Source organism: Rhodopseudomonas palustris BisB18, assembly GCF_000013745.1.
GTDB lineage: Bacteria > Pseudomonadota > Alphaproteobacteria > Rhizobiales > Xanthobacteraceae > Rhodopseudomonas_A > Rhodopseudomonas_A palustris_F.
This window is the reverse complement of sequence record NC_007925.1, coordinates 2,574,490-2,587,222: the sequence shown is the minus strand read 5'-3', so window position 1 is coordinate 2,587,222 and position 12,733 is coordinate 2,574,490. Positions and strand designations below refer to the sequence as shown.

11 protein-coding genes and 1 pseudogene are annotated in these 12,733 nt (G+C 62.2%); 8 read left to right on the top strand and 4 right to left on the bottom strand.

Annotated elements, in window-relative coordinates; all coding sequences use genetic code 11:
• Positions 1–140 precede the first annotated feature (140 nt).
• From RPC_RS11920 to fsrB, 3 genes and pseudogenes are all read right to left on the bottom strand, one after another.
• Positions 141–341: pseudogene (locus tag RPC_RS11920) on the bottom strand (hypothetical protein); the annotation flags it as partial.
• Positions 342–426: 85 nt separating this feature from the next.
• On the bottom strand, positions 427–1,326 hold the full coding sequence (locus RPC_RS11915) for a DMT family transporter (RefSeq protein WP_011472833.1): 900 nt from the start codon (positions 1,324–1,326) through the stop codon (positions 427–429).
• An 88-nt stretch (positions 1,327–1,414) separates the two neighbouring features.
• Positions 1,415–2,701 (bottom strand): siderophore utilization protein FsrB, encoded by a 1,287-nt coding sequence (fsrB, locus tag RPC_RS11910; RefSeq protein WP_011472832.1) that lies wholly within the window; start codon positions 2,699–2,701, stop codon positions 1,415–1,417.
• Between the two features lie 1,032 nt (positions 2,702–3,733).
• Between fsrB and RPC_RS11905 the strand changes: the two genes are divergently transcribed.
• The 7 genes from RPC_RS11905 (at position 3,734) to RPC_RS11885 (ending at position 11,304) form a co-directional block, all read left to right on the top strand.
• Positions 3,734–7,522 (top strand): vitamin B12-dependent ribonucleotide reductase, encoded by a 3,789-nt coding sequence (locus RPC_RS11905; RefSeq protein ID WP_011472830.1) that lies wholly within the window; start codon positions 3,734–3,736, stop codon positions 7,520–7,522.
• Positions 7,523–7,589: 67 nt separating this feature from the next.
• Positions 7,590–8,180, top strand: coding sequence for a restriction endonuclease (locus tag RPC_RS25490; RefSeq protein ID WP_011472829.1), 591 nt, complete (start codon positions 7,590–7,592; stop codon positions 8,178–8,180).
• Positions 8,181–8,421: 241 nt separating this feature from the next.
• The gene (locus tag RPC_RS11900) at positions 8,422–9,099 is read left to right on the top strand and encodes a hypothetical protein (RefSeq protein WP_157043195.1); all 678 of its coding nucleotides are present in this window, start codon (positions 8,422–8,424) and stop codon (positions 9,097–9,099) included.
• 380 nt (positions 9,100–9,479) lie between these two features.
• Entirely contained in the window at positions 9,480–9,611 is a 132-nt protein-coding gene (locus tag RPC_RS26805) for a hypothetical protein (RefSeq protein ID WP_415914828.1), read from the top strand.
• Between the two features lie 223 nt (positions 9,612–9,834).
• On the top strand, positions 9,835–10,071 hold the full coding sequence (locus RPC_RS11895; RefSeq protein WP_041801734.1) for a hypothetical protein: 237 nt from the start codon (positions 9,835–9,837) through the stop codon (positions 10,069–10,071).
• A 320-nt stretch (positions 10,072–10,391) separates the two neighbouring features.
• Positions 10,392–10,814, top strand: a complete 423-nt coding sequence (locus tag RPC_RS11890) for a DUF6232 family protein (RefSeq protein ID WP_011472827.1) — start codon at positions 10,392–10,394, stop codon at positions 10,812–10,814.
• Between the two features lie 136 nt (positions 10,815–10,950).
• Positions 10,951–11,304, top strand: a complete 354-nt coding sequence (locus tag RPC_RS11885) for a hypothetical protein (RefSeq protein WP_157043194.1) — start codon at positions 10,951–10,953, stop codon at positions 11,302–11,304.
• An 81-nt stretch (positions 11,305–11,385) separates the two neighbouring features.
• Here RPC_RS11885 and RPC_RS11880 read toward each other — a convergent pair whose 3' ends face one another.
• Positions 11,386–11,949, bottom strand: a complete 564-nt coding sequence (locus RPC_RS11880; protein ID WP_157043193.1) for a hypothetical protein — start codon at positions 11,947–11,949, stop codon at positions 11,386–11,388.
• A 220-nt stretch (positions 11,950–12,169) separates the two neighbouring features.
• Between RPC_RS11880 and RPC_RS11875 the strand changes: the two genes are divergently transcribed.
• On the top strand, positions 12,170–12,391 hold the full coding sequence (locus RPC_RS11875; protein ID WP_011472825.1) for a DUF2442 domain-containing protein: 222 nt from the start codon (positions 12,170–12,172) through the stop codon (positions 12,389–12,391).
• Positions 12,392–12,733 lie beyond the last annotated feature (342 nt).

Sequence of the window (12,733 nt, the reverse complement as noted above, 5' to 3'; positions counted from 1 at the left end):
TGTTCCGAAATCCCTGTGGCTTTTTTAGGCGCAGCGCCACGAACGGCGAGGTTTCCACGCCGCCTCGCGCAAGTGGCGAGGCGCTTCGCGACCTTGGGTCGCCAAATTTCCTCGTCGACGCCATGCCGATCGGCAGATCGTTACCGCTCGATCACGGCAGCGACAGCCCCGGCCAGCACGTCCTGATTGACGACGTTCTGCCGGATCGGCGCGCCATCGAGCGCGCTCAGCATGTTGCGCGCGGTCTGCTCACCCATGCGGTCGAGCGCCTCGAAGGTGACGCCGGCGACGTGCGGCGCGATGATCACGTTGGGCAGTTCGAACAGCGCATGGCCGATCGGCGATTGCTGGTCCGGCACGCCGCCGCCGCGGTCCCCTTAGCAGGGCGGCATCGGCGGGGTCCATCACGAATCCGGCGGCGCGGCGCTACGACCGTGTCGCCAACACCACGCCGGCCAGCGTGAAAATCAGCGCGCCGATCTGGCCCCAGCCGAGCGGCTCGTGCAGCGCCACCGCCGAGGCCACCACGCCGATCACCGGCACCGCCAACGTGCCGATCGCCGCCACCGAAGCCGGCAGCCGTTGCAGGGCAGCGAACCAGCAGACATAGGCGATGCAGAATTGCACCACGGTCATGTAGGCCATCAGGCCCCAGCCGACGCCCGACAGCGCGCGGACGTCGGGATGTTCGACCAGCAGGCCGGCCAGCGCCACCGGCACGCAGCCAAGCCCGATCTGCAACGCCGCCGAACTGAGCAGCGGCAACGCCAGCGGCAGACGCTTCGCTGCCACGGTGCCGAGCGCAAAGGCAAACGCGCCGACCAGCACCATGACGACCCCCGGCAGTTTCTCCATGCTGGCATTGAGGCCGTTGCCGCCCATCAGCGCGGCGATGCCGGCGAACGCCATCAGCAGCGCCGCCATCCGGGTCCACGACATTCGCTCGCCGAGCATCAGCCAGGCCAACAGCGCGGCCCACACCGGCATGGTATAGGCGATCACCGCGGCCTCGCTGGCCGGCAGCCACAGCAGCGCCAGGCCCATCAGCGTCATCCAGACGGTGACGTTGAGAAACGCCGACAGCAACAGCCGCGGCCACATCGCGCGCGGCACGGCCAGGCTGTGGCCCCGCGCCAACGCCAGCACTGCCAGCAAGGCCGCACCCACGACGCCGGTCAGGCCGCGCGCCGACAGCGGCGGCCATTCGCTGAGGATCAGCTTCATCACCGGCCAGTTCAGTCCCCAACCGACCGAGGTGATGGCGAGGAACAACAGCCCGGTCGGCGCAGCCCGCGCGGCGGCGCCAGAGATCTTCAGTTCGGTCATGCAGGATCGGCCCGTGAGGTGAAGGGACCGCCAGAATGGCGGTATTCCGCGCTTCTTGCCACCCGAAACCCGCGGCGGATGGCGATGCCTATTCCGCCGCTGCGAGCCGCCGTGGCCGATCGTCGGCGCGGCTGCGGATCCGCACCCGGGCGCGGCGCTTGCGCCACCAGATCACCACGCCGGTGACCGAGAGCGCGGCCACTACCAGTCCCATGAACGAGATCAGGATGCGGCCGGGCAAGCCCAGGATGCGCCCGGAATGGGTCGGGAACTGGGCCTGCACGAAAATGTCGGCGGCGGTGCCGACCCAGGGCAGCCGTTGGCCGATTGGGCGACCGTCCTCGCTGTCGTAGTAAAGCTGCGCCGGGCCGACGCCGCCGGCGCCGTGGTCCTCGCCGGGATGGAAGAACGCCGCCGCATAGACGCCGTGCGCCGAGCCGTAGAACAGCGAGCCGACCGGTGTCTCCCAGCCGCGCGCTTTGCCGTCGGCCGTCGCGCGCGCCAAAATGTCCGCGAAGTTCAGCTTCGGCGCGATCGGATGGTCGAGGTCGCGAAATTCGCGCTGCTCGTAAGGGGTCGGCGTGTAGTCCGAGACCGTCTTCATGATCGGCGAAAACACCTCGAAATACAGATTGAGCGAGAACGCCGTGAAGGCGATCACGAACAACAGCGCCCAGGTCCACAGGCTGAAGGCGCGGTGGATGTCGAAATTGATCCGATAAGCGCTGCCGGTGGTCTTGATGCTCCAAGCCGGTGCCCAGCGCGCCAGGAAGCCGCGGCCAAGCTCGCGCTCCACCACAGCCGCCCGCCCCGGTTTGGCGCGGCGGCGCTGCGGCAGCGTCAGATAGAAGCCGACGAAGCAATCGATGGTCCAGATGATGGCGATGACGCCGAGGATGCGCGTGCCCCAACGATCGCTGCCCCAGAATTCCGGGATCTGCATGGTGTAGTGCAGCTTGTAGAGAAACGACACGAAGTTCTCGCGGCTGACCGGCCACACCGCGCCCCAATAGCGGCGCCCGAGTTCGGCGCCGGTGTTGGGATCGAGGAACACCTGGTTGTAATCGAGCGTGAAGCGCTTGCCGGTGGCGGGATCGATCCGCGGCTGCACGAAGAACGAAAGCGACTCCCCCGGCTCGGCGGCGGTCAGCAGATAGTTGACCTGGGCCCGCGGATCGCGCTGTTCGATCAGCGCCGCCAGTTCGACCGACGGCTTCGCCGGACCGTTGGTGGTGACCTCGAAGAACTGCTTGTTCAACAGGTCGTCGAGCTCGTGATCCCACGAGATGATCGCCCCGGTGATGCCGGAGAAGAACAGGAAGCCGGCGGTGAGCAACCCCGCCCAGCGATGCAGTCGCCCGAACATCGATCTCATGGCGCAGCGCCCCTGTTCATTGTCGCTTCAATCACGCGAAATGGCCGGCGCCGGCACCTTGGCCGGCGGCGCCTGTTGATGCCGGACGTTCAGCGGCGGCGAATACCTGTGATGGCGTCAGCGCTTCGCGGAGTACAGCGAGGGCGGGTTAGAATAGCTTTAGGGTGCAGCAGCGCAGCCCGCCCGCCGCGTGATCGCCGCGAAACATCGCGACTTCCGGCAGATTGGAATGCCTCCAACATCGCCGGCTTTCACGGATGGCCCACAACCAGGGCTGGCGCCGCGAATGGCTTGCGCCGCTCGCCCCAGCGCGGTGAAGCCCTCGCCGCGGCGGCGCCGCCTGCAGCCTGCCGCCGATTCTTGTGCCGCAGGCCGATACCCGGCCGGTCAGACTCGAGGGCGCCGCCTGCCGAAAAGCCGCTCCGGCGACGCTCGTTTCAAGGTCGGCGGGCCTGCCGCCTGAGTCGCCCGATGGCAACCCGTTGCGGCAAAAAAATACCTGCCTGTGAACAGCGGGTGCAGTTCGCCGGCAAGATTTTTTTGCCTTCCGATTCCCTGAGGACTCACCGATACTTGGCCGGCATCAGGGATCTGGCCTCCCCCTGTTTTCCCGTATTTTCCACCATATTTAGTATTTCATTCAGGAACCCGCACTAGTCCTTGACGGGCGAGAGGGAGTCGGCCTAGTTTTGACCTCGTTCGGCGCCGTTGTTTTTCAGTCCCCGCCGGGCGCTCCCAATTGGGTCAAACGAGCCAACTCCGTCACCGGTCGAGGTAGCGGGGTCTGGGCTCGTCTGTGCCCGCGGCCATGGGCTTCGGGCGGCAAAACACGAGCGGAACAAACGAGCGAAATGGCTCGCGCAAGCGACTGAGGCGTTGAATAGGCATGACCGTCTTCCCGGTACACGGGAACCGGTGGTGTCGCAGAGAACCAGGACCGGGACCACCCGGCCAACCCGCGGGCGAAGCCGCCCGTGACGAACTATAATCGCCGGACCGCATTGGCGGCTTCGGCTCAGAACGGGGCACGATATGAAGATCGAACGGCGCTACACCCAGGACGGCCAGTCTCCCTATGCCGAAATCGCGTTTCGGTTGACCACCAGTGAGATTCGCAATCCCGACGGGTCGGTGGTGTTCCGCCTCGAGAATGTCGAGGTGCCGGAGTTCTGGTCGCAGGTCGCCTCCGACGTGCTGGCGCAGAAGTATTTCCGCAAGGCCGGCGTCGCCGCGCGCTTGAAGAAGGTCGAAGAAGAGACCGTGCCGTCGTGGCTGTGGCGCTCGGTGCCCGACACCGAGGCTTTGGCGCTGCTGCCGGAGAACGAGCGCTTCGTCAGCGAATTGTCGTCCAAGCAGGTGTTCGACCGGCTCGCCGGCTGCTGGACCTATTGGGGCTGGAAGGGCGACTACTTCTCCTCGGAAGACGACGCCCGCGCCTTCAACGACGAACTGCGCTACATGCTGGCCAAGCAGATGGTGGCGCCGAATTCGCCGCAATGGTTCAACACCGGGCTGCATTGGGCCTACGGCGTCGACGGCCCCGGCCAGGGCCATTTCTACGTCGACTGGAAGACCGGCAAGCTGACCAAGTCGAAGTCGGCCTATGAGCATCCGCAGCCGCACGCCTGCTTCATCCAGGGCATCCAGGACGACCTCGTCAACGAGGGCGGCATCATGGACCTGTGGGTGCGTGAAGCACGGCTGTTCAAGTATGGCTCCGGCACCGGTTCCAACTTCTCGCGGCTGCGCGGCGAAGGCGAAAAACTCTCCGGCGGCGGCCGCTCCTCCGGCCTGATGAGCTTCTTGAAGATCGGCGACCGCGCCGCCGGCGCCATCAAGTCGGGTGGCACCACGCGCCGCGCCGCCAAGATGGTGGTGGTCGACGCCGACCATCCGGATATCGAGACCTATATCGACTGGAAGGTGAAAGAGGAGCAGAAGGTCGCCGCCCTCGTCACCGGCTCCAAGCTGAACCAGAAGCATCTGAAGGCCGTGCTGAAGGCCTGCGTGAATTGCGAAGGCTCCGGCGACGACTGCTTCGACCCGGAGAAGAACCCGGCGCTGCGCCGCGAGATCAAGCTCGCCCGCCGCGCGCTGGTGCAGGACGCCATGATCAAGCGCGTCATCCAATACGCCAAGCAAGGCTACAAGGAGATCGACTTCCCGACCTACGACACCGACTGGGATTCCGAGGCCTACCTCACCGTGTCGGGGCAGAACTCCAACAACTCCGTCTCGCTGAAGGACGATTTTCTGCGCGCGGTGGAGACCGATGGCGACTGGAATCTGATCGGCCGCACCAACAAGAAGGTGATGAAGACGCTGAAGGCCCGCGACCTGTGGGAGAAGATCGGCTACGCCGCTTGGGCCTCGGCCGATCCCGGGCTGCACTTCAACACCACGATGAACGACTGGCACACCTGCAAGGCCTCGGGCGACATCCGCGCCTCGAACCCCTGCTCGGAATACATGTTCCTCGACGACACCGCCTGCAACCTGGCCTCGGCCAACCTCTTGACGATGTACGACACCACCACCAACCGCTTCGACGTCGATGCCTATGAGCATCTGTGCCGGCTGTGGACCGTGGTGCTGGAAGTCTCCGTGATGATGGCGCAGTTTCCGTCAAAGCAGATCGCGGAATTGTCCTACGAATTCCGCACGCTGGGGCTCGGCTTCGCCAATATCGGCGGGCTGTTGATGACCATGGGGCTCAGCTACGACTCCAAAGAAGGCCGCGCTTTGTGCGGCGCGCTCAGCGCGATCATGACCGGCACCGCCTATTCCACTTCGGCGGAGATGGCGCAGAAACTCGGGCCGTTCCCCGGCTACAAGAAGAACGCCGGCCACATGCTGCGGGTGATCCGCAACCATCGCCGCGCCGCGCACGGCGAATCCCGCGGCTATGAGGGCCTTGCGGTCAATCCGGTGCCGCTCGATCACGCCTCCTGCCCGCAGGAGGACGTCGTCACCCACGCCAAGGCGGCCTGGGACAAGGCGCTCGAACTCGGCGAAGCCCACGGCTATCGCAACGCCCAGACCACCGTGGTGGCGCCGACCGGCACCATCGGCCTGGTGATGGATTGCGACACCACCGGCATCGAGCCCGACTTCGCGCTGGTGAAATTCAAGAAGCTCGCCGGCGGCGGCTATTGGAAGATCATCAACCGCGCGGTGCCCGCCGCCTTGCGCATCCTCGGCTATCCGGAACACCAGATCGCCGAGATCGAGGCCTACGCGGTCGGCCACGGCTCGCTCTCCAACGCCCCGGCGATCAACGTCGCCACGCTGAAGGCCAAGGGCTTCACCGACGAGGCCTTGAAGAAGGTCGAGGCCGCGCTGCCGACCGCCTTCGACATCAAATTCGCCTTCAACAAATGGACTTTTGGCGAGGAGTTCCTGCACGACACGCTGAAGCTCGCGCCGGACCTGATCGCGGCGCCGAATTTCGACCTGTTGGCCGCGATCGGCTTTTCCAAGCGCGAGATCGAGGCCGCCAACATCCACATCTGCGGCGCCATGACCATCGAAGGCGCGCCGCATCTGAAGGCCGAGCACTACGCGGTGTTCGATTGCGCCAATCCCTGCGGCAAGGTCGGCAAGCGCTATCTGTCGGTGGAAAGCCACATCCGCATGATGGCGGCGACGCAGCCGTTCATCTCCGGCGCGATCTCCAAGACCATCAACATGCCGAACGACGCCACGGTGGACGACTGCAAGTCGGCCTATCTGCTGTCGTGGAAGCTCGCCTTGAAGGCCAACGCGCTGTACCGCGACGGCTCGAAACTGTCGCAGCCCTTGAACTCGCAGCTGATCGCCGACGAGGACGACGAGGACGACGGCATCGACGCCTTCATGGAGAAGCCGATGGCGGCGCGCACCGCCGCGCTCTCCGAGAAGGTGGTGGAGCGGCTGGTCGAGCGCATCGTGGTGATGCGCGAACGCGAGAAGATGCCGGACCGCCGCAAGGGCTACACCCAGAAGGCGGTGGTCGGCGGCCACAAGGTCTATCTGCGCACCGGCGAATATGACGATGGCCGGATCGGCGAAATCTTCATCGACATGCACAAGGAGGGCGCCGCCCTCCGGTCGTTCATCAACAATTTTGCGATCGCGGTGTCCTTGGGCCTTCAGTATGGCGTGCCGCTGGAAGAATATGTCGACGCCTTCACCTTCACCCGCTTCGAGCCCGCGGGCCCGGTGCAGGGCAACGACTCGATCAAGTACGCCACCTCGATCCTCGACTACGTGTTCCGCGAACTCGCGGTGAGCTACATGGGCCGCTTCGACCTCGCCCATGTCGACCCCCGCGAATCGCATTTCGACGCGCTCGGCAAGGGCATCGCCGAGGGCAAATCGCCGGAGCCGGCGCAGGCCAACAAGTACCTGTCGAAGGGCCTGACCCGCTCGCGCACCGACAATCTGGTGGTGATGCGGCAGGCGCCGGCCGCGACGCCGCCCGCCACCGGCGGCGAGACTGCGCGCAGCACGTCGACGGCGGGAGTGCACTCGGTCACCGCGCTTGGCGGCACCCAAGCCGCGCACGGCGCCCGCGTCGCCGACACGCTGGAAGGCGTCACCGCACTGAAGGCGGAAGCCGACCACGACCTGTCGCCGACCGAAAAGCTGGAAGCACTGCAGTGGAGCAAGGCCAACACCGCGCGCGAACAGGCCAAGCCGTCGAAATCCGAACGCCGCGCCGAAGCCAAGGCCAAAGGCTACGAGGGCGAAATGTGCGGCGAATGCGGCCACTTCTCGCTGGTCCGCAACGGCACCTGCATGAAGTGCGACACCTGTGGGGCGACCACGGGGTGTAGTTGAGCTACTAATCCAAACGGAATAGAAATGGCCGCTCCAAAAATGGAGCGGTCTTTCCTGGGTTGAAACCATGTTTGGTCGCGGACCTTTTGGTTCTCACGCATTCGGTTCAAGCTCGTTCTCGACCCGGGCGAACGACTCTCGTCCCACACTCATCGTTTCTGGACTCATCGTCCCCGAGGAAAGGCAAGCCGAGGGCTTACTCGTCAAATCGACGTCCGCCATTTGGTTCGAGGTTGCCAAAGAATTTGCGACGGATTGGTCGAGGGCGATGGATCTGTCACCTCGGCAATGGGAAGAGTTAGTCGCAGGCGCATATGAACAAGCTGGCTACAACGTGATCCTGACACCGTCCTCGGGAGACTATGGGCGCGACATTATCGCAACAACCACAGGCATTGGATCGGTCCGAATACTCGGCTCGGTAAAAGCATACAAGAAGGACCACCTCGTCGATGCTGACGCAGTTAGATCTCTCATTGGAGTCATCACCGCCGACCGACAAGCTTCCAAAGGAATCATAACTACGACATCTGATTTCGCACCAAAAATCATCAATGACCCCTCGATTGCCCCCATGCTGCCGACAAGGCTGGAACTCATGAATGGGACCTCCCTACAGTCGTGGCTCGCCGAGCTAACTCGACGCACGACAGATTGACGCAGACAGTCCACAAATCACATCAATAGCGTCGAAACCATCATAAGGCATCTTCATATCGGCTGCGAGGAGTTCCATGGACGAGGCTACCCGCAAAGCAATCGCCAGGTCTCATCTTGACGCCGCTGAGGCTTGGGTTAGGCGGCTAATCGACCTCAAATTGAGGCAGTCTTACGGCGGGACTTACCTCGAGCCGGGCCCAAGCGGCTGCACCTTCATAGGCGAGGGAATGCGAAAGAGGATGGCTTCACTCTTCGCGGCAGAACCAGGCAGATATGCACGCAGAATCGACACCGCCAATTTCGACGACGTCATAAAAATTCTGCTGTACGACGATCTCTATTGGGCTCATTTCGAAGAAGCTCTGGATAGCGCGTACTCTGGCAGTCGCGACTTGGCACGGTCCTTTCTTCGTCGAATGCGCGACATCCGCAATAAGTTGGCACACGGCGGCGTGTGTAGCACCCGTGACTACGAAAAAGCCGTTTGCTATTCGAACGACTTAGTTGAATCAATAATGGAACACCTGAAAGACGTGGGTATGGAGCGAACGTTTAATGTACCAACATTCATTCGCGTGTGGGATAATCTTGGCAACGACTTTCATCTAACCCCTGACATAAATGGAATGAGATTCATTGACGTCATTTCCAACGGTCGCGGTGAGTTGAATGTTGGCGATCGGCTGACTATCGAAGTAGATGTCGATCCGAGTTTCGAGAATTACACAGTCGAATGGATGACATTCAAGGGCGACCTTGCGAAATCTTACCCAGTCGATCTGACAATTGCGTTATGCCACGTGGGTCAACAACTGGACGTGAGGTTGCAACTTAGATCCGACAAACAATGGCACCGACTTATGGGAGGCTGGGACGATATGCTGGATTTGCGCTACCGCGTCCTGCCACCAATTTGATTGCGAGCAAGCCCGTAGCCCGTAGTACCCAGTAGGATGGGTTGAGCCCTTGCGAAACCCATCGCCGCATTCGCAACGTCTCGGTGGGTTTCACTTCGTTCAACCCACCCTACGGACGCGGCGGCTCGGCAAACGTCGTCCGGATCAGCGAGCGTAGCCCGGATGAGCGCAGCGGAATCCGGGGCATCGCCGCCGCAAAGATATCGCTCCCGGATTGCGCTACGCTCCATCCGGGCTACAATTGCCGCATGACCGTTTCGCTATCCAGTCTGTAGGGCGGATGCGCGAAGCGTCATCTGCCCTCTCGCCCACAGGACGCAATGCGCCGCGCTCTTGCGACGATGCTTTTCCGAGCGTCGGCGCCGTGCTAAAAGCGCCCCATGAAAACCAAACCCTTGGCTGACATTCTCGAACGCGTCGAAAGCTGGCCGCCCGATCTGCAGGACGAGCTGGCGGCCTTTGCGCGCGAGCTCGACGCTGGTGCCAATGGTCCCGACTATCAGCGAGCGTAGCCCGGATGAGCGCAGCGAAATCCGGGGCATCGCCGCCGTGGAGATATCGCTCCCGGATTGCGCTACGCTCCATCCGGGCTACAATTCCCGCATGACCGTTTGGCTATCCAGTCTGTAGGGCGGATGAGCAAAGCGTCATCCGTCGTCTCGTCCACAGGACGCAATGCACCGCGCTCTTGCGACTGTGCTTTTCCGAGCATCGGCGCCGTGCTAAAAGCGCCCCATGAAAACCAAACCCTTGGCTGACATTCTCGAGCGCGTCGAAAGCTGGCCGTCCCATCTACAGGACGAACTGGCCGCCTTTGCGCGCGAGCTCGACGCTGGCGCCAATGGTCGTGACTATCAGCCGACGCCCGAGCAACTAGCGGGGATCGACCGCGGCTTGCGCGACGCGGCCGAAGGTCGCTTCGCCAGCGACGCGCAGGTCGATGCCGCCTTCGCCAAATTTCGCGGCCAATGAAGCAAGCGTAGCCCGGGTGAGCGCAGCGATACCCGGGGCATCGCCGCCGCGGAAATGCCGTTCCCGGATGGCGCTACGCCGGGCTACATGCTGCGGCACGCGACTTTATTTTAGGGGGCGGATCGCAATTAGCCCGTAGGGTGGGCAAAGGCGCGCTTGCGCCGTGCCCACCGATTGCCGCATGATTGATGAGGCCGCGACCATGTGCAGGTTTCCCCACTCTTCGTGTTAAAGCGGACAAGACGCTGGCCCTACGGCTTTCGGCCAATAGTGCATGACACGCTTTTCGCTACCTTTGCTGGAGCGCGAGGGGGTCTGAGATGTCGGAACAGACGTTATTGAAGATCGGTGATATCGAGATTACCACCAAGATCGCACGTTTCGGCGGGATCTCTTACCAAATCTGCAACATCGGTAGCATTGCAATCTATACAGCCCGCAAGATGAACCCGATCGCCGTGCTGATGCTCGTTGCCGCCGTCGTTATCGGAGCGTTCGCCACCAGTCAGGCAAATCAGCAATCCGACCAGACGTCGATGGTAGTAGCGATCGCGGCTGTGCTCGGCATCGGCGCGTTCATCGTCCAGAAATTTTGGCCAAAGCATATCTTCACTTTGGTGCTCAAGACCTCCAGCAGCGATGTTCAGAAAATCGCTTCAGAGGATCGCGAATATCTTCAATCCATCCAGCTCGCAGTTGAAGCCGCTTTTTCGGGAGCTACGACCGAAGAACGGAGCCCGTAGGATGGGTTGAGCCCTTGCGAACTCCATTGCCCCATTCTTGATCCTTGCGGTGGGCTTCACTACGTTCAACCCACCCTACGGACCCGGCTGCAGAATAGGCGGAGCAAGCGTCCAAGGCGCCACGGAAGGAGCTTGTATGGGCTGGCCTAACATACTGTCATCTATAGGCACCGGCGTGGAGGTAATTGGGTTTGGCTTTCTTGCCTGGGAGTTGAAGAAGGCAAACACATCAGCGATCACCGAGAACAATGAATTTCGCCGAGAGACGTCGGACGCTGAATGTGTAATTTGGCGCGATGGTGTTGGAGACACCGCCGGAATGTTTGTCGAAGGCGGTCGACTCGGGAACTTGATCGAGAGCATTAACGGACGTCAGGTCAGCCTCAATCAAAGCAAGCGTTTGATATTTTACGGGCTGCTTTGGACTGGGTTCGGCATTTTGCTCCAGCTAATCGGTTCAATCGGCCAAACCTTCGATTCATGTATCTAACAAGCATAGCAAGCGTAGCCCGGGTGAGCGCAGCGATACCCGGGACGCCAGCATTGCTGGCTAGACCGCTCCCGGATGGCGCTAGCGCTTATCCGGGCTACTTGCGCATGGCTGAATTGGGTCTGGACACTTTACCGCTTGGGCATCCGGACAACTCTCCGGCTTTGGCTCCTTCTCGGGACACGCCTCCGCCCGCCCCTCCTCGACATAAATCTTGATCTTGTCGAATGCGCTGCCGAGATCGCACCGGCAATGATGGACATGTTTCTCTAGATAGAAAATATCACACTTGATGCGCCAAGAAAGGTACCGATTGTCAATGAGGTTGTCATTTGCTAAGCCGGCCACATAATTGAGCTGATCGACAAAGGCTCTCTGAATCAGCCACTCCCGGCTCGGTTGTTTGTATTTTTGCGATCTAATATCGGCGTAGTCTTTGGCCCACTTGGGGTCCGATAGATAAGATCTTGTGATATCTATCGCCGCCACGGTCTTACGGTCTTGCTCCGCATTCCGATTCTGTTGGTAGGTGAACCAGATCGCGCAAATGGCTACCACCACTGACGCTATCGATGCGAAGATTTCCCAATCGATACTCTTCGGCTCCTCGCCGTCCGTCGCATAGAGCGTTAATTTCTTCTTCAATCCCCCCTCCATCGCCCAGGCCTGCGAAACCCGTCGCCGCATTTCTTCATTGTTACCGGAAATCACTTCTTACAACCCAGCCTAGACTCATCCGCTCCCCGCCGAGAGATTAGCAAGCGTAGCCCGGATGAGCGAAGCGAAATCCGGGGCATCGCCGCCGCGGAAATGCCGTTCCCGGATGGCGCTACGCTTATCCGGGCTACATGCTACAATTCGTACCATGCCCGTTTCCCCAATCAGCGTCCGCTTTGACGATCACACGCTCTGGGTCGAACTCTCCGACGGACGGACGCTCGGCGCACCTCTGGCGTGGTTTCCGAAGCTGGCGCACGCAACGCCGGAGCAACGCGCGACGGTCGGGTTGAGCCGCCTTGGCCTGCATTGGGACGCGCTCGACGAGGATATTTCCATCGCGGGCTTGCTCGCCGGACGCGGCGGTTAGGCATCAAGCGCGGCCCGTAGGGTGGGCAAAGGCGCGCTTGCGCCGTGCCCCCCGCAAGCCGCGATCGGTGAGCCGGATGATGGGCACGCTGCGCTTTGCCCACCCTACGGACTGGCGGCGCCCGTCATGATCTCGTGGGTCCCGCCCCTCCCGGGCCAAAGCCGCCACGCCCGCCACGCCGCCACGCCGCCACGCCGCCACGCCGCCACGCCGCCACGCCGCCACGCCGCGGAAACCCCTCTCCCCCGCGAAATCCAAGGAAATTTCTTGACGCCTCGGAAAGCTCCAGATGATAACCAAACTCATTCTCATCTGATCCGGCCGTCAGCACGGCGGCCCGGG